The organism is Acidihalobacter yilgarnensis (assembly GCF_001753245.1).
GTDB lineage: Bacteria > Pseudomonadota > Gammaproteobacteria > DSM-5130 > Acidihalobacteraceae > Acidihalobacter > Acidihalobacter yilgarnensis.
Genome location: NZ_CP017415.1, coordinates 958682 through 976310 on the forward strand (window position 1 = coordinate 958682; position 17629 = coordinate 976310).

The following is a 17629-nucleotide window of genomic DNA, read 5'->3' on the forward strand; positions in this document are numbered from 1 at the left end:
CGATGCGCGTATCGCCCTGGGGCGCGTTGGGAGCAGTCAACCTACACAAACGCTGCTGGATTTTCGCTTGGCGCATGCCCAGGCGCGCGATGCGGTACACCGCCCGCTTGATGTCACCACTCTGTTCGCACAATTGGCGATATTCGATCTGCCCATGCGGTCTATATCGAGCAATGCGCCTGATCGCGCGACGTATTTGCAGCGACGAATCTGGGGCGTGAATTGACCTTGTCCACACGCGCGATCTGGCAGCCGAGTCGGGCGCGACGGCTGGTTGTGATGTCGCGTTCGCCATCGCCGATGGCTTGTCGTTTATGGCGGTAGAGCGCCACGCGCCCGCATTGCTGGCGGCGGCGCTGCCTGCGTTGCATGCTGAACATTGGCATATCGGCCCACTGGTGGTCGCGCGACAGGCGCGCGTTGCCATGGGAGATGCGGTGGGGCATGCATTGAATGCCGAACTTGTTGTCGTACTCATTGGCGAGTGACCGGGACTGAGTTCTCCGGACAGTCTCGGTGTTTATTTGACGTATCGCCCGCGCCCGGGGCGTAGCAACGCCGAGCGCAATTGCGTCAGCAATATTCGTCCCGAGGGCCTTGCGTGTGACGCTGCTGCTCGCAAGCTCGTGTACTTGCTCCTGGAGGCGCGCCGTCGGGGCTTGACGGGTATCCACCTCAAGGATGATGCACCTCGCTTGCTTGCCGATGGCGCATCGCCCCGCGATGACACTTCGATGATCTGAATCGCGCACGCTATGAAGCGTGTGGGAAGACGTTTGATGTTTTGCTCATGAGCTTGGAGCAGAGGAAGACGGCGAGAGGTTGGTTGCCCCATACGGCAAAGCCGGTCCGGCAGCGCAATTTTCTAATAGTTCGTTGTTTGTTGTTTTCATTGGATAAGGAAATAATTTCTCATTACTGTCATGTTGTCTTAACGATTAGTTAACCATTGCCAGAATACCATTCTCCCCTTGGATGCGAGGCGCGTTCTAGCGCTTCAATGAAATAACCATGGAGGATGGGCAGTGAGTATCAAGGGTAAGGGGGTGTTGGGTGGCGTAGCGGCATTGGGCGTGGGTGTGGTGATGCTCGGCGGGATCGTGCCTGCTGCATACGGACAGGACGATGGTGGAAAATCTGTCACGCAAATCAAGAAGGTGATTAAAGCGGTACTTCCCGAAAAGGCGGTCGCTACAGTGAGTAAGACCAAGGTGGAACATACCAGCCCATCGAGCAATCTGCTTTCGATCCTGAAGAATATTCCAGGGTTCAATGTGATGAGTGTGGGGCCTGGTAATTTGCTGTCGGGTGATACTGCCTTTACGTTGAATGGATTCAGTAGTTCGCAGGTGGGCTCTACATTCGATGGCGTGCCTATCATCAATACGTTTCTGGGTGGAGTTTACGGCCAAGGTGACGACCATGCGGTAACGCCGATGACCACGGGGCAGATCTCTGGCGTACAGGTTTACAGCGGCGCCAATACACCGCAACAGAATTCACTCAACTCTCTCGGTGGGACGATCAATTTTTCACCCAAAATGCCGAGTCTGAAGTCGGGTGTTGACGTCGGTTTGAGTGGCGGATCCTATGCGCGGCAGGGCGGGAATAACTCGGTAAGCATGCAGGCCAATAGTGGAGCGATCAAATCCCTGGATGGATTTCGTTTGCTGGCACGCTATGGTCATACGAATGAGACTGGCTTTCAGCGTCAGGTCTACGCGCATTTGAATTCCTATTATCTGGCTGCGATTCAACCATTCAATGAAGGCCTTTCCAAGCTGAGCCTGATCGTTATTCATAACGATGAAAAGGCACGCATGCCTGATCTAATCCCCTTGGCGTTGATCAACCAGTATGGGCGTGACTATCAATACCCCAAAGGCGTCGTCGACAATATTGTGCGCTCACATACCACGCATATTATTTTGGGGATTAAGTCATTGCTCAACCCCGTCGCGGTGGGTGGATTTAAGTTTTTCTATAATAATACCCAAAATGATCGAACTGCCTATGCGAATGCTGCCTACAACAACAGTTACATGGGCTATGGTTTGCCGACGACGCTGAAGAGTTCCTCGGCGCTTGACGGTTATGGATCTAATTTCAATGTTTACAACAATAACCTAGCGACGCAGATGTTCGGTTCAGCACATGCCGGGACGCAATATCAGCGTTATATCGATAATTATCACAATATCGGCAGCAAGGCACATATCACCTTGTTGCTGCCGTCGAATACTGTAACCTTCGGCAGCATGGTCCTGCAGGCCAAGGATTATTCAACCGAGGGTTGGTACGGTGCATCGCCAGTGCCCATGATTATGGGTTATAACAATGCCTGGTTGGAGCATGACGGCAAGGATTATTGGGATGCCTATATACAGGACGATATGTCGCTAATGAATGGCCGGCTGCATATCTATCCTGGCGTCAAGTATGTGCATGTCTCAATGTTTTCATCTGATGCCCAGGGTTATTACTACAGCTACGGCGGCGCTGTCAGTAAGACCTTCACTTGGGCAGAGCCTTCGTTGGGGGCGACCTTCAGTCCAATCAAACCGGTGGAGGTTTATGCCAATTACGGACGCACTTACAAGGCGCCGAATATCAGCGCGCTATACAGCGTGATCGGTAGTTCACCGATCCCATCGCCGGTGACGGTGGTGCCGGAATATGTCGATAGCATCGATGCCGGTATCCGCTACAGTAGCCGTTTCGGCAAGGCGTCGGTTTCCGTTTTTGATCGTTTGTTCAACCAGGTATTCAGCTATTCGTACAGTAATGTGACCGGTGTGACCACGGAATACAATTCCGGTACGGCCGCCTATAAGGGCTTTACTGTTGCGGTTGAAAAACCCTTGTTCGCGCATCTTTCCATCGAAGGCAATTACGGTTACACAGACGCTAAATACACCAAGAATTTCACCGGCAATAACGGCACGGTAACCGCAGGCATGTGGCGGCCTGACGTGCCCGAGTACACGGCGAATCTTGGGTTGTCCTATCATCACTCGGGTTGGTATGCAAGCCTCAGTTCTCATTTCGTCGGCAGACAGTACATTGCCTACAACGGTGGCACGACCAGCGGTGTCACAATTTCTTCATATTCAGTAACCGATTTGACGGCCGCATACACCTGGGAACCCCACGGCGACTATGTCAAGAAGATCAAGTTCTCGGCCTATCTGGATAACATCGCGGATACCCAGTACATCGCCTATGCCGATGTGCATGGCAGTCAGGGCGCAAGCGGGAATTATGAACGGGTGCAGGAGGGAGCGCCGAGATTCATAGGTGTGGCCGTCAATGCGTCGTTTTAACAATTTATTCATAGAACGAAACGCAAGCCCACCAGTCAATAACATCAGGTATCAGTCTGGCCACTGGGTGCGACATTTTGACGCGCGCGGTGACCGACGGAAATTGTTCGAATGTACCTGCCGGCCGTTGTTCAAATTGCGAGGGTGTTTTTGAAATGGAGCTGATCACGCATTTAATCAAGTTATCAGGCGGCCTGCCGATTCTGATGGCACTGTTACTGCTGATAGCGGTAGCGGTGATAGTGGATCGGGTGTGGTTTTACTACCGGGTGCTGGGCGCGGGCAGTCGAGTGGAAGAATCGCTGCGTGCGCTGGGCTACCGCGATGTGCGCGGCTTGAAGGCACTCGGGGATGAGTATGCGCACACCCTGCAGGGGCGCCTGATCCTGCAGGCGGTGGCCTCCAACGCCGCCACCCCGGAGGCCCTGTCGCAGCACCTCGACGAAGAGGTGTTGTGGTCGATGCCGCGGCTGGATCAATACCTGTGGCTACTCGACACGGCGGCGACCCTGGGGCCGCTGCTGGGGCTGTTCGGCACCATCATCGGCATGATCGACACCTTCAACGTCCTCGGCAGTGCCGGTGCGGCGGTCAAGGCCACCGGTGGTATCGCCGACGCGTTGGTCTCGACTGGCATGGGCTTGTTCATTGCCATCATCTCCGTACTATTCCTGAACCTGCTCAACAAGCGCCTGCGCCTGGCGATGCACCAGCTCGACCTGATCCGCCTGCTGCTGCTCAATCGCTTCTTCGGCGAGGGCGTCAAGGCGCACGAAGTGGGGGCCGAGCACTTCGAATCACGCAGCGCGCTCAGTGGACACCTGGGACTGGGTGACACGCGCAAGGCCGAGGGCGTCTGAGATGGATCGTTCCCGCTACTTCGAGCATCAGGAGCCGCGGCTGAACATCATCCCGATGATCGACATCATGATGTTCCTGCTGGTGTTCTTCGTCCTGATGGTGCTGCACATGATCCCCAACACCGGGGTCAAGCTACACCTGCCGAGTGCGAGCACGGCGACCCATCTGCCGCACAAGAGCGTGATCGTCGGCGTGACGGCACAGGGCGTGGTGCGCTACCAGGATCAGACGGTGACGCTGGCCACGCTGAAGACGGATCTGTCGGCGCTCAAGGACAAGGCCACGGTGAGCGTGATCATCGCCAGCGATGGCAAGGCCACGGTGGCGGAGCTGACCGGGGTGATGAATGCGGTGCGCGAGCTCGGCATCAGCAAGATCGGCCTGGCCACGCGCACAGGCGGTGCGACCGCTAGTAGTGGTTCTGCCACCCTGGCCCCGGCCGCCCCATGAGCGCGCTGGCGCCGAACCTCGGGCCATGGTCGCCGCCGCGGCTCGGGCTACCGCGGGCGCTGGTCATCGCGCTCGTGATCGAAGGCCTGATCGTCGTGCTGCTGCTGTGGCCGTGGCACCACGCCCCGACGCCACCGCCGCCGGCCATGCCGCAGCAGGTGACCACGGTGCAGTTCGTCAAACTGCCGCCTCCGGCGCCACCCAAGCCCGTGCCGGTGCCCAGGATCGTACCGCCACCGCCGATCCCCAAGCCGGCGATCGTGATCCCCAAGAAGATCAAGCCCAAGCCGGTGGTGCACCACCAGCCCAAGCCCCGTCCGATCCACCACGTGGTACCCAAGCCCAAGCCAGTACCCAAACCCGCGCCGCATCCGCACGTGGTGCCGCACCCGGCGCCGCAGGTGGTCAAGGCCAAGGCGCCGGCACCGCGGGTAGCGCCGGTCTCCGGCCCCAGCCCGTCGGCGATTGCCGCCTACAGCCAGGCGCTGCACGTGCTGATCCAGAACAACGTGGTGGTCGGCGAGATGGTGCGCCAGCTCGGCCTGTCGGGCAGCGTGCGCGTGCGCTTCGTGCTCGGCCCGCAGGGCGGTGCCGCGCAGGAGGTACAGGTGGTCACAGGCGGCGCCAACCCGCTGCTCCGCCATGACGCCCTCAAGACCGTCGGCCAGCTCCGCTACCCGCCGTTTCCCAAGTCCTTCGGCACCGCGCCCCGAACCTTCGAGGTCGTCGTGCAAATCAACTCAAGCAATTAAGCGGAAAGGAGTCCCGTCCATGTTGTCGGAATTTGGCTACCGGTCGATCCGATGCGTCACTGGCTTATTGATGGGGGTGTTGGTTTTGTCGACTGCGGCGCGTGCCGACAGCGGCAGGATAGAGGGAGCGCCAGTGATCAGTCGGCTGGATGATCTGTCGGCGATCACGCATGTGATTGCGACCGGGCGGCGAGTCAGTCCGGTTGGCACGCTCGTGGGCACACCGAACTTCGCCACCTCGGTCGTGGTTGCCGGTAAGGCTGCGTATGTGTTGGCCAGTGGCGCCACGCATACGCAGACGGTGACCGCTTACGATGCTCGCGATCTGCGGCGCTTGGGGCAGGTGAGTGGTTTCAAGGGCGAGATACCCGACAACGTCGCTGCAATAGGCGTGATTCGAGTCGCTCACCAGGATTTCTTTCAAGGTCTGGCTGCGGGTATGGATGGCAGGATCTATGCCGCTGGTGGCGTCAGCGACGGACTGCTCGCACTGCACGTTGGGCATGATGGTTTCAAGGTGCTGCGCCGCTACGCGCTTGCCTATCATGCCTTTCCCAAGGATCAGTATCCCTACCGCTATCAAGGCTCGCGTGGCGGGGCGTATCACTTCTATCCCGACGGGGTGGCCGTGGACCAAGATGGCCGCCACGCCTACGTCACCGGCTTATTGAGCAATGCCGTGGCGCGTATCGATCTTGATACTGGCGCGACCCAATACGCCAACGCCGGACCTTATCCGTTTGCGCCGGTGCTGACCGATCGCGGCCATCGGCTGGTTGTCAGCGATTGGGGCGGCTGCGGGGTGCGCGTACTGGACGCACGGAGCCTCAAGCCGCTCGGGAGGGTTTGCGTGGGGCCGACCACGGGGCCGGATAACGCCGATCCGGGGATACATCCGACCGCGCTCGTAACCGTGCCGGGTACTGACGACATCGTGTTCGTCGCCGCCAATCTCGATGAAGCAGTCGAGGTCGATACCCGGAGCCTCAAGGTCGTGCGTACCTTCGACGATGCACCTTATTCGGGTGCGCCACCGGGCAGCTACCCGGATGCCGTGGCCATTCACGGCGGTCGGTTGTTCGTCGCCAATGCCGGCAATAACGACGTTGCCGTATTCGATCTCACCAGCGGGCGACGTCTCGGTTTGATTCCGACCGCCTGGTACCCGACCGGGCTCGCGGCCGGGCCTGACGCCCTCTACATCGCCGCCGCCAAAGGCTTGGGCAGTGGTCCCAATCTTGAGCACCAGTGGGTCGGTACGATGATGCCGGGTACTCTGCAGCGCATCAGCTATGCGCGCATCGATGCCGAGCTGTCTCGGTTGACGAAGGTGGCGCTGTCCGACAATGGTTTCGCGCTTGGCCAGCGCGAGGCGCTCGGGCAGGCCAATCGCGAGGTGACGCGGCGCTTGCGCAGCCATATCCGCTATGTGGTCTTCATCCTGCGCGAAAACAAGACCTTCGACGAGGAGCTGGGCGACTACAAGGCAGCCGGCCGCTGGGCCGATTCCAGGCTCGCGCTCTACGGCCCTCGCGAATTGCCCAATCTTTTCGCTTGGGCTGACCGTTACGCCCTATTCGACAATTTCTATGCCGATGGTGAAGTGACTGCCCAGGGGCATCAGTGGGTTACCGGCGCCAGCGACTCTGACTTCGTGCAGCGCACCTGGCCGCAGTACTACTCAGGTCGAGGGCTCGTCCCGAATCCCGGCTGGACCCAGTCGCTGGTGCCCGCCAAGCTGGCCGATGGTACCGGCGGCATCCCCGGTGGCGCGGCCAATCCCTATGCCATCTACACGGACCTGCCCAAGCTTGGGCGCTGGTCCAACCCATGGATTGCCTATCCCGAGCGGCTGTATCTGTTCAACAGCCTACTGGCGCATCACGTCAGTTTTGAGGATTTCGGTGAGTTCGTCTCCCGCAACGAGGCTGGGGTCATCGCACCCGCGATGCGCGCGCACCTGGCCGTGAATTTTCCCGGCTGGGACCGCATGATCCTCGATACTCAGCGTGCGCACGTCGCTGTCGACTGGATGCGCCAGCATGCCGGCGATCTGCCGCATTTCATCTATATCTGGCTACCCGACGACCATACCGCTGGGCGCAGCCCCTGCTATTACACGCCTGATTACTACGTCGCGAACAGTGACCAAGCGACCGCGCAGATCGTGCATTACCTGAGCACCACGTCGCAGTGGAAGCATATGCTGGTGTTCGTCACCGAGGATGATGCGCAGTCCGGTGCTGACCACATCGACGCCCATCGCACCTTCACGGCCGTCCTCGGCCCTTGGGTGCGTCATACCCAGGTCACCACGCGCTATTCGCAGGTCAACCTCATCCGCACGATCGAGGCCATTCTGGATTTGCCGCCGATGTCGCAGTGGGATGCGAATGCGGCAGTCATTCGAGGTCTGTGGCGCGAACACTCAGATGATAGCGAGGTGCCCGTGCATCCGATGCAGGTGCCGGTGGCCTACAATCCCGGCGTCTGTCCCGACGGCAAGTTGCTGCGCCGCTTGGCCGGCGCGAGTGGCCAAACGGTGACCGCCGCCTGGTTGCGTACCCACTTGCGCCCGGATGCAGGCGAACCGCCGCCCAAGGCCGATGATCGCTATACCCCGACCAGCCTGCTCAAAGTCCCCGGTCCCGAACAGATGCGCCAGGAATGGATCGCCACCAAGGGTCGTGCGAGTTATGACCATACCCTCCGCTATCTGAGGGCCCTGGCTAATCGCCAGCACGCGCCGATGAGCCACTTCGTGGCCAGTGACGATGACGATTAGGCTTTTAGATGAAGTGAGGCGACGCTAGCCGGTCGGCAGCGACCCACGGGTCAGAAAATTCTTGTGAGGTGGTTATGATTCTTTGCTCGTCCCAGGGTCGCGCAGTGGCTAAGCGTGGATTTGTCTATCAGTGCCGAGGCACTGCGCGGCCTTAAGGGCAATCCGTGGGGGATCACACTCTGCCCCCTGGAGCGGCTTCGGCCCAGGGGGCAGAGCGTGATCAGCGTCGCCAGGCGGCAATCCGCCGACGACATTCCGCCCCAAGGGGGCAACCCAATTTGCGGCAGGTATAGCGCGCGTCGGTGCGAAAGCAGGCGGCTTCGCCACGGGCGAGCTGGATGCGGTGGATCTGGGAGATGGTGTATTGCGCGACGGCATCTCCTTCAGGCAAAGGCTGAAGGGTGGCATGTTGCGAAGGCAATGAATGCAGGCGCTGCGTGGACATGGGATTGCTCCGTTGCTAATCCGTGCCCCAACAAGTGTAGAAGATAATCCGGATCTGTCATCCGTCGATCCCGTCAGGCGCGACCTAAGGCAACGCTGAATAAGTCGTCACAATCAATCAACCCTCAAGGTTGATCAGTTTTGCCCCTGATCAGACGTCTAGATCCCGGTTTTTTGCTCTCGGTTTTCACCCTTCTCGCGCCTTGAGGTACGTTGTGGGCCCTCAACGCGCTATCAGGTGGGTACTCGGGTCCGTGATAGGTACAGGTTAGCTAACCCGAGGACCACGAAGCTGCGGTTGGCATTCTTGTCCAAACCCCGGTAGCGCACTTTGCTGAACCCCCACAGCCGTTTCACCACCGCAAAGACGTGCTCGACTCGGGCGCGGATCCGCGATTTGTTGCGGTTACGCAAACGTTCGGCCTCGGCAATTTCACCACGCTTGCTGATGCGTCGATTGGTAAAGTCCTTCGCCCGAGGGGCATGCGCCCGAATCAGCGCTTTTTGACTGGCGTAGGCACTATCGCCATAGACTCGACGCTCCTCGCCGTGCAGCGGGTCCGCGAGCAGGTGTTTGTCGTGCACGTTGGCGGCGGTGACCGCCGCGCTGTGCACCAGGCCGGTACGATTGTCCACACCGATGTGTAGCTTCATACCGAAATACCACTGTTGGCCCTTGCGGGTCTGATGCATGTCGGGATCGCGTGTCTTGTGGGCATTCTTGGTCGAGCTCGGCGCACCGATGATCGTGGCGTCGACGATCGTTCCAGTACCGACCTTCAGGCCCCGATCCTGCAGGGTCTGATTGACCTGTGCGAACAACGCCGCACCCAGGTCGTGCTGCTCCAACAGGCGACGAAACTTCAGCAGGGTCGTTCCGTCCGGGACCCGCTCGCGGCCCAGATCAATGCCCACGAATCGCCTCAGCGACGTGCTGTCCAGCAGCGCTTCTTCACACGCCTCGTCAGCCAGGTTGAACCCGTGCTGCACGAAGTACATCCGCAGCATCCGTTCCAGCCCCACCGGTGGACGACCCTTCCCTGCCTTCGGGTAGTGGGGCTCGATCACCGCACACGACGCGGACCACGGCACGAGTTCCTCCATCGTCGATAGAAACACATCACGACGCGTCGCCCGCCGATAGACCTCGAATCCTTCGCCTGAGTCCGCTGCCATCGCCAGTGTCTGCTGTTTCATCGTTACGATCCCAATTGGTTGTCAGGGCAACTCAATTTTCGCAGAGGTAAGAGACTTTTTCAGCGTTGCCCTAAATCAACCGGCGGCTGAAAACCGATCGAATACGGGGCGAAACGTTGCTGGATTTATGTGTGACGCGCCAGTGCCCAGGCGACGTGTTCGCGGACCAATGCTGAGGGATGGTCCGCGCGCGCGCGCAGAGCCTCGATGATGCCGGCGCTGTGCGGAGCGTTGCCCAGCGCAACGGCGATGTTGCGTAGCCAGCGTTCGTGTCCGATACGGCGGATGGCCGACCCCTCGGTGCGCGCGAGGAATTCATCCTCGCGCCAGGCGAATAGATCGATCAGGCGCGGCGCGTCGAGTCCATGGCGTGGTGCGAAATCGGGTTCGTTGCTGGGTCGTGCGAAGCGATTCCACGGGCAGACGAGCTGGCAGTCGTCGCAGCCGTAGATGCGGTTGCCGATCAACGGGCGCAAGGGCTCGGGAATGGCGCCCTTGAGCTCGATGGTCAGATAGGAAATACAGCGGCGCGCATCCAGCTGATAGGGGGCGACGATGGCCTGCGTTGGGCAGATGTCGATGCACGCGCGGCAATTGCCGCAGTGGGACGCGATGGGGCTGTCGACGGGCAGGGGAAGATCGGTATACAGCTCACCCAGGAAGAACCAGGACCCCGCCTCACGCGCGAGTAGGTTGGTGTGCTTGCCGATCCAGCCGAGCCCGGCCTTTTGCGCGAGCGGTTTTTCCAGGACCGGCGCGCTGTCGGTGAAGGCGCGGTATCCGAAGGGGCCAATCTTCGCCTCGATGCGGTCGGCTAGCTGCTGCAGCCGCCGGCGCATCACCTTGTGATAGTCGCGGCCCAATGCGTAGCGCGACACGTAGCCTGCGGTAGGGACATTGAGCACGGCCTCGGCTTCGGCGCCCGCCGGCGGTAGATAATCCATGCGCACTGAAATGACCCGCAGGGTGCCGGGTAGCAGTTCGGCGGGACGGCTACGCTTGCGGCCGTGGCGCGCCATGTAGTCCATCTCGCCGTGAAAGCCTCGCGTGAGCCACTCGTGCAGATGACCCTCTGCCTGTTCAAGGTCGATATCGGTAATGCCGATCGCGCCGAAGCCGAGCGCGCGTCCCCAGGCTTTGATATCGGCGGCGAGGCTGACGGGGTCTGGAACGGTGGCATCCATGATGAGTATCGGCGATGAGGGAGAGGGCTTCGGCGGTATACTGACACGCATGCAAATACTGCGTCTGCCCCTTTATACGGTTGAGCAGGCGCGTCGGATCGACCGGCGTGCCAGCGAGTCGTTCGGTTTGCCGGGCCCGGTACTGATGGCGCGCGCCGGTGCGTTGGCGTTCGCTCGATTGCGCCGCCGCTGGCCCTTGGCCTTGCGATTGTGCGTGGTGTGCGGGAGCGGTAATAACGGTGGGGATGGTCTGGTGCTTGCGCGTGTTGCGCGGGCGGCGGGCCTGAGCGTGCAGGTCTTCATTGCGGGCCCGGGCCCGAAGGCGGGCAGTGAGGCCGCTGGGGCCCTGGCCGAATGGCTGGCCTCGGGCGATGGGATCGAACCCGTGCCGGCGGTTCTGCCGGAGGCCGATGTGTATGTCGACGCTGTTTTTGGCATTGGTCTCAAGCGCACACCGGAAGGTGATGCCAGGACGGCCGTGGCGGCGCTGAGTCGTGTCGCCCCTGTGATGTCTCTGGACGTACCTTCAGGGGTGGATGCCGATACGGGGCATTGCCCCGGTGGTGCGATCGTGCGCGCGGTCGAGACGGTGAGCTTCATCGTGCGCAAGCGCGGTCTATACACGGGCCGTGCGCGCGACTATGTCGGCGAGGTAAGTCTGGAAGACCTTAGTCTGCCCGCGGAGGCGCTAGCCGACGAAGCCCCGACCGCCTGGTTGCGTCAGTGTGCCTCGGCGCTGCCACCGCGCAGGCCAGACAGCCACAAGGGCGATCATGGCCGAGTGCTGGTGATCGGCGGCGCACCAGGTTTTGCCGGTGCGGCACGGATGGCGGGGGAGGCTGCCCTGCGCGTGGGTGCGGGCCTGGTGACCGTGGCTACGCATCCGGCACATGCTGCGATGCTCAACGTCGGATGCTGGGAGCTGATGGTGCGAGGCGTGGCGGACGGGGGCGCGCTTCGGGAGGCAATTGCGGCGGCAGATGTGGTCGCGATCGGTCCGGGGTTGTCGACGGCGGTCTGGGGGCGCGAGATGTGGCAGGCCGCGCTCGCCGCCCGCTGCCCGCTGGTGGTCGACGCCGATGCCCTCAACCTGCTTGCGGCCAGCCCTCATCGACGTGACGATTGGGTGATAACGCCTCATCCGGGCGAGGCGGGCCGTTTGCTCGGCTGGACTGTCGGCACGGTACAGGCCGACCGCTTCGAGGCGGCGGCGCGCCTGAGCGAGCGTTACGGCGGCTCGATTGTGCTCAAGGGCGCGGGCACGCTTATCCGTACCGATACTCGGGTCGCGCTCTGCGCTGCGGGCAATCCGGGTATGGCTTCCGGCGGCATGGGCGATATCTTGACCGGTGTGATTGCCGGACTGATCGCCCAAGGGCGATCGCCGATCGCGGCGGCGGAAGAGGGGGTGTGTTTGCATGCCGTGGCGGGTGATCGCGCGGCGGTGACGGGCGAACGGGGTTTGCTTGCAACCGATTTATTGCCCTGGCTGCGGAGATTGGTGAACGGACTTGATGGATGAAGGAAGCATGAACCTGAATCGGGGCGTTGATGACGGGCTTGAGCTGGCGCTCGCTGACGAAGCCGCGACCGAACATCTGGGTGCCGCGCTGGCGCGTGCCTTGCCACGAAATGCGCTGGTGTTTCTGCATGGCAATCTCGGTGCTGGCAAGACGACCTTGGCGCGCGCCTTGCTGCGAGCGCTCGGACACGCCGGTGCGGTGAGAAGTCCGACCTATACCTTGGTCGAGCCTTATGAGATAGACGGCCGGCGCGTGTTTCACTTTGATCTATATCGTCTCGCGGACCCGGAGGAGCTGGAGGCCATCGGGCTGCGCGATTACCTCGACGGCGATTCCCTCTGTCTGATCGAGTGGCCGGAGCGGGGCGCAGGCATGCTCCCGGCGGCGGATCTGGATATCCATTTGGCGACTGATGGCGCCGGACGGCACGCCAGATTGCTCGCCGAAGGTGAGAAAGGACGGAGTGTTCTGATAAGTATTGATGTAATGTAAGAGCGTAGGTATATCGTCTATCTACATAAAAAATATAACTTTTGCACTTGCATTCTCGGTTTCGATGGCAAATGATATGGGCACATCGGCTACGTGTCGTTGATCGTCCTGTTGCCTTGCGGAACGTAGGAGAATATTCATGAGCCACTCGACCGAAGATTCAGATCGTCGCGACTTTCTGCGCCGGATGCTGGGGATTTCCGGGATGGCCGCCATGACCGTGATCAGCCCCAGCGCCTTTGCCAGCACCGCGGTGCTGGTCAAGGGAGTGCACTTGAGCGAGTCCGGCGGCAAAACCCGCGTGATTTTCGATCTCAGCGGCCCGGTCCAGCACTCGCTGTTCACCCTGAGTCACCCCGACCGGGTGGTTATCGATTTCGACAATGCCCGCGCGGCCGGTGCCATGCGGTTTGCGTCAAGCCCGCTGGTGCGGGATATCCGCCATGCGGCGCGCGGTCGTTCCGACCTGCGCGTGGTGCTGGACCTTAAAGCCGACGCTGATGCCAGTAGCTTTTTGGTCAAGCCGGGGCGCGGATCGCGCAATTATCAGGTGGTAGTGGATCTGTCGGCCGTTTCCGTGGGTAAGCCCCAGCCAGTGATCACGGCAGCCCAGGCGCAACCGCAGCGGCCGTTACGCGATGTGGTGATTTGCATCGATCCTGGGCATGGCGGTAAGGACCCGGGCGCAATCGGCAAGCGCGGCACCTATGAAAAGACCGTGGTACTTGATATGGCGCGACGCCTTGAGGCACTGATCAATCGCGAGCCCGGCATGCAAGCCTTCATGACTCGTAAAAGCGATTATTTCGTCACCTTGCGTGGACGCCTGGCCAAGGCCCGTAAGCATCGCGCCGATTTGTTCGTCTCGATCCATGCGGATGCTTCGCCGTATCGCTATCCCAAGGGTTCGACCGTTTATGTGCTTTCCGAGCACGGCGCCTCTTCCGAGGCGGCCCGTCTGCTCGCAGAGCGCCAGAATGATGTCGACCGCGTGGCCGGAGTGAATCTATCCAATAAAGATAATCTGGTCGCCTCGGTACTGGTCGATCTGGCGCAATCGGCCACGCGCGAGGCCAGCTTCAAATTGGGCGACAAGCTCAAGGGCAGCATTGATCGCGTGATTCGCATGCATTCGAACACCGTGGAGCGGGCGTCCTTCGTGGTACTCAAATCGCCGGATATCCCCTCTGCGCTGGTGGAAACGGCGTTTATCTCCAATCCCGCAGAGGAACGCCGCCTGCGTACCCCGCGTTTCCGGGCCAATATGGCTGGTGCGTTGCTCGGGGGCGTCAAGGACTATTTCGAACATCATGCGCCGCCCGGTACGATCTTCGCCGAGCGTGGGCGCGTCTTGCACGAGTTCGGTTAGCCCCGGAAGAGATCCCGCCGGCCATTTGGGCCGGCGCCCGTCGCGGATAGCGGGCGGCATGGCATAATGCCGGGCGTATTCGAACGCCCTACCGCCAATGCCGATGTCCATCCGCCGATTGCCGCCGCAACTCATCAATCAGATCGCCGCCGGCGAGGTGGTTGATCGTCCTGCGTCCGTGATCAAGGAATTGCTGGAGAACAGCCTCGATGCCGGCGCTGATCGGATCGAGCTTGATATCGAGCAGGGTGGGCAGCGCCTGATGCGCATCCGCGACAATGGCTGCGGGATTCCCCGAGATGAGATGGCATTGGCGTTGTCGCGCCATGCAACTAGCAAAATCGCTTCACTGGACGACCTGGAACAGGTGCGCAGCCTGGGTTTTCGAGGAGAAGCGCTGCCGAGTATCGCCTCGGTGTCTCGCCTGACGCTGACCTCCTGCACGGCGGGCGAATCGGCTGGCTGGCGTCTGCGCGGCGACGGTCGGGAGCAGTTCACCGCCCCGAGCCCGCGGCGCACCCGCAGGGCACGACCGTCGAGGTGCGTGACCTGTTCTTCAATGTGCCGGCGCGCCGCAAGTTCCTACGTACCGAGCGCACGGAGTATCAGCATATCGAGGAGGTGGTGCGCCGTATCGCGCTAAGCCGCTTTGATGTGGCCGTGCGTATGAGCCATAACGGGAAGACGCAGTTCGAGTTGCGTAAGGCGGAAGAGGCTGAAGCCCAGGCGCAACGCGTGGCTTCGGTATGTAGCGAGGCCTTTCTGGCGCAATCGAATCTGATTGAACATGAAGGTGCCGGGATGCGTCTGTGGGGCTGGCTGGGTGCGCCGACCTTTTCGCGCGGACAGGCCGATCTGCAGTATTTCTACGTCAACGGGCGCATGGTGCGCGATAAATTGGTATCGCACGCCGTCCGTTTGGCTTACCAGGATGTGCTGTTCCACGGTCGCCATCCGGCCTATGTGTTGTTTCTGGATATGGATCCGGCCGGGGTCGATGTCAATGCCCATCCCGCCAAGGCGGAGGTGCGTTTTCGCGATTCGCGTTTGGTGCATGATTACTTGCACCACAGCCTCAAGGAAGCGATTGCCGGGCGTCGTGCCGCGGAAGGCGTCCTCCCTGCTTCGCCGGTGAGGGAGACGTACCTGAGTCCGGAGATGTCGCAATCACCATTGCGTCCCGGTCCTGGATTCGACTTGGGCGTACCCACGCCAGCCGGTCACTCGTACCGATCGGGCGGGGTGGGGGCTGTCGGCGGGGTGGGAGAGCAGTTGGCCGCCTTCGGGCGCCTTTATGCTGCTGCACCGAGCGGGAAACCGGAAGTGGCCGGCGACGTGCCGCCGCTGGGATTCGCCCTGGCACAGCTCGGCGGTGTCTATGTCCTGGCGGAAAACGCCAATGGCCTGGTGCTGGTCGACATGCATGCCGCTCACGAACGCATTACCTACGAACGACTCAAGACCGCCTACGGTATCGAGGGGGTGCGGCGTCAGCCGCTACTGTTGCCGGCGACGGTTGCCGTGAGCCGTCGAGAAGCGGATGCGGCCGAATCTGTCCGAGATTTGCTGGCCCGACTCGGGCTGGAGATCGACCGGCTTGGCCCGGAGTCGCTGCGTGTGCGTGCCGTGCCCGCACTGCTGGCTGGTGCTGACGTTGCTCAGCTGTTGCGCGATGTGCTCGGAGATGTCGTCGAATACGGCGACAGCCTGCGCGTGGAGGCGGAAGTCAATGAGGTGTTGTCTACCATGGCTTGCCACGGGTCGGTGCGCGCCAATCGGCGTTTGACGCTGGACGAAATGAACAGTTTGCTGCGCGACATGGAGCGCACCGAGCGCAGCGATCAGTGCAACCACGGGCGGCCAACCTGGGTGCAGATGAGCTTGGGCGAACTCGATCGCCTGTTCCTGCGCGGGCGTTGATTCGTGTCTGGCGCGCAAGCAGCCGCCGATCTGCCGCCGGCCATCCTGTTGATGGGGCCGACGGCGAGCGGCAAGACGGATCTCGCGCTGGAGTTGGTGCGTCGCTTCCCCGTAGAGATCGTCAGTGTCGATTCGGCACTGATCTATCGTGGCATGGACATCGGTACCGCCAAGCCCTCCCGTGAGTTGCTGGCCGAGGCGCCGCATCGCCTGATCGATATACTCGACCCGCTTGAAGTCTATTCCGCGGCGCGCTTCCGTGCGGATGCCTTGCGCGAGATGGCGCAGATAACTGCGGCGGGTCGGATACCGTTGCTGACCGGCGGAACACTATTGTATTTCCGGGCGCTGGAATCGGGTTTGTCTGTATTGCCGGCAGCCGACCCCGAGATGCGTGCGCGGATCGCGGCAGAGGCCGCGGAGCGGGGTTGGGAAGCCCTGCACGAGGAGTTGGTGCGCCTCGATCCCGCCGCTGCCGACCGTATCCACCGCAACGATCCGCAGCGTTTGCAGCGGGCGCTGGAGGTCATCCGGTTGACTGGGCGGCCTTTGTCTTCGCAACAGTCTGGCGGTGTTGCCGGCTTGCCATACCGGTTGTTACGCCTTGGTTTGGTGCCTGATGATCGGGAGAGTCTTCATCGGCGCATTCGTCAACGTTTCGAAAAGATGTTGGTCGAAGGCTTGATAAATGAAGTAGCGGACCTATATCACAGGGGCGATCTGAACCCGGCTCTGCCTTCGATGCGCGCCGTCGGCTATCGCCAGATTTGGTGTTATCTGGCAGGCGAATGGGATCGGCAGACGATGATCGAAAAGGCTGTTGTGGCGACACGGCAATTGGCCAAGCGACAAATGACCTGGCTGCGCGGCGATCACGCATTAATACGCGTGAACGCCGAGGCCGTCGAGCTGTCGAAGCTCAGCGCGCAGGTCGCGCAGTTTATCGAGGGAGGCAGTTAAGCCTCGGCAAACGTGCCATGTGTGGCGATGCCGCGTGCTAATATTATCCACCGAAGGGCCGAGTGGACATGCGCCATCGGTATCCAACAATAAGGAGCCAGTTTAATGTCTAAAGGGCATACCCTGCAGGAACCGTTTTTGAATCTGTTGCGTAAGGAACGCGTGCCGGTCGCGATCTTTCTCGTCAACGGTATCAAGCTGCAAGGACAAATCGAGTCCTTTGACCAGTTTGTTGTTTTGCTCAAAAACAGTGTCAGCCAGATGGTCTACAAACACGCGATATCAACCATTGTGCCTTCGCGTCCAGTCCGGTTGCCCATAGATGACGTCGATGAAGAAGGCGATGCCGAATAAGCGGAGCGACATCCA

15 protein-coding genes and 2 pseudogenes are annotated in these 17629 nt (G+C 60.9%); 14 read left to right on the forward strand and 3 right to left on the reverse strand.

Going from position 1 to position 17629, the window contains the following annotated elements; translation table 11 throughout:
- Positions 1-16: 16 nt before the first annotated feature.
- The 7 genes and pseudogenes from BI364_RS19095 to BI364_RS04610 all read left to right on the forward strand — a co-directional run bounded on the left by BI364_RS19095 (position 17) and on the right by BI364_RS04610 (position 8171).
- A complete protein-coding gene (locus BI364_RS19095) occupies positions 17-226 on the forward strand; it encodes an ethanolamine ammonia-lyase light chain EutC (protein WP_407639346.1) in 210 nt (69 codons plus the stop codon).
- 88 nt (positions 227-314) lie between these two features.
- A pseudogene (locus tag BI364_RS18895) lies at positions 315-743 on the forward strand (ethanolamine ammonia-lyase light chain EutC).
- Between the two features lie 282 nt (positions 744-1025).
- The gene (locus tag BI364_RS04590; protein ID WP_070077750.1) at positions 1026-3323 is read left to right on the forward strand and encodes a TonB-dependent receptor; all 2298 of its coding nucleotides are present in this window, start codon (positions 1026-1028) and stop codon (positions 3321-3323) included.
- A gap of 155 nt (positions 3324-3478) precedes the next feature.
- Positions 3479-4183: a MotA/TolQ/ExbB proton channel family protein gene (locus BI364_RS04595; protein WP_070077751.1), complete on the forward strand. Its 705-nt coding sequence runs from the start codon at positions 3479-3481 to the stop codon at positions 4181-4183.
- Position 4184: 1 nt separating this feature from the next.
- Positions 4185-4634, forward strand: a complete 450-nt coding sequence (locus BI364_RS04600) for an ExbD/TolR family protein (RefSeq protein ID WP_070077752.1) — start codon at positions 4185-4187, stop codon at positions 4632-4634.
- Positions 4631-5386: an energy transducer TonB gene (locus tag BI364_RS04605; protein ID WP_070077753.1), complete on the forward strand. Its 756-nt coding sequence runs from the start codon at positions 4631-4633 to the stop codon at positions 5384-5386. The genes BI364_RS04600 and BI364_RS04605 overlap by 4 nt, the downstream gene beginning before the upstream one ends.
- Positions 5387-5405: 19 nt before the next feature.
- Positions 5406-8171 carry a bifunctional YncE family protein/alkaline phosphatase family protein gene (locus BI364_RS04610; RefSeq protein ID WP_197495867.1) on the forward strand — a complete coding sequence of 922 codons (2766 nt, stop codon included), beginning with the start codon at positions 5406-5408 and terminating at the stop codon, positions 8169-8171.
- A 220-nt stretch (positions 8172-8391) separates the two neighbouring features.
- On the opposite strand, the gene BI364_RS04615 is transcribed toward BI364_RS04610, so the two are convergent.
- The 3 genes from BI364_RS04615 to queG form a co-directional block, all read right to left on the reverse strand.
- Positions 8392-8616, reverse strand: a complete 225-nt coding sequence (locus BI364_RS04615) for a hypothetical protein (RefSeq protein ID WP_070077754.1) — start codon at positions 8614-8616, stop codon at positions 8392-8394.
- Between the two features lie 233 nt (positions 8617-8849).
- Complete coding sequence (locus BI364_RS04620) at positions 8850-9812, reverse strand: IS5 family transposase (RefSeq protein ID WP_070077755.1); 963 nt, start codon at positions 9810-9812, stop codon at positions 8850-8852.
- 125 nt (positions 9813-9937) lie between these two features.
- The gene (gene queG / locus BI364_RS04625; protein ID WP_070077756.1) at positions 9938-10996 is read right to left on the reverse strand and encodes a tRNA epoxyqueuosine(34) reductase QueG; all 1059 of its coding nucleotides are present in this window, start codon (positions 10994-10996) and stop codon (positions 9938-9940) included.
- Between queG and BI364_RS04630 the strand changes: the two genes are divergently transcribed.
- From BI364_RS04630 to hfq, 7 genes and pseudogenes are all read left to right on the forward strand, one after another.
- Positions 10995-12518, forward strand: coding sequence for an NAD(P)H-hydrate dehydratase (locus BI364_RS04630; RefSeq protein WP_322111771.1), 1524 nt, complete (start codon positions 10995-10997; stop codon positions 12516-12518). The genes queG and BI364_RS04630 overlap by 2 nt on opposite strands.
- 7 nt (positions 12519-12525) lie before the next feature.
- On the forward strand, positions 12526-13011 hold the full coding sequence (gene tsaE, locus BI364_RS04635; protein ID WP_070079891.1) for a tRNA (adenosine(37)-N6)-threonylcarbamoyltransferase complex ATPase subunit type 1 TsaE: 486 nt from the start codon (positions 12526-12528) through the stop codon (positions 13009-13011).
- Positions 13012-13150: 139 nt separating this feature from the next.
- On the forward strand, positions 13151-14380 hold the full coding sequence (locus BI364_RS04640; protein ID WP_083251163.1) for an N-acetylmuramoyl-L-alanine amidase: 1230 nt from the start codon (positions 13151-13153) through the stop codon (positions 14378-14380).
- Between the two features lie 103 nt (positions 14381-14483).
- Positions 14484-15424 (forward strand): annotated as a pseudogene (mutL, locus tag BI364_RS18580) (DNA mismatch repair endonuclease MutL); the annotation flags it as partial.
- A gap of 6 nt (positions 15425-15430) precedes the next feature.
- Positions 15431-16300 (forward strand): DNA mismatch repair MutL family protein, encoded by an 870-nt coding sequence (locus BI364_RS18585; protein WP_407639347.1) that lies wholly within the window; start codon positions 15431-15433, stop codon positions 16298-16300.
- Between the two features lie 51 nt (positions 16301-16351).
- Positions 16352-17260 carry a tRNA (adenosine(37)-N6)-dimethylallyltransferase MiaA gene (gene miaA / locus BI364_RS04650; protein WP_070079893.1) on the forward strand — a complete coding sequence of 303 codons (909 nt, stop codon included), beginning with the start codon at positions 16352-16354 and terminating at the stop codon, positions 17258-17260.
- 105 nt (positions 17261-17365) lie between these two features.
- The gene (hfq, locus tag BI364_RS04655; RefSeq protein ID WP_070077757.1) at positions 17366-17614 is read left to right on the forward strand and encodes an RNA chaperone Hfq; all 249 of its coding nucleotides are present in this window, start codon (positions 17366-17368) and stop codon (positions 17612-17614) included.
- The last annotated feature ends 15 nt before the right edge of the window (positions 17615-17629 follow it).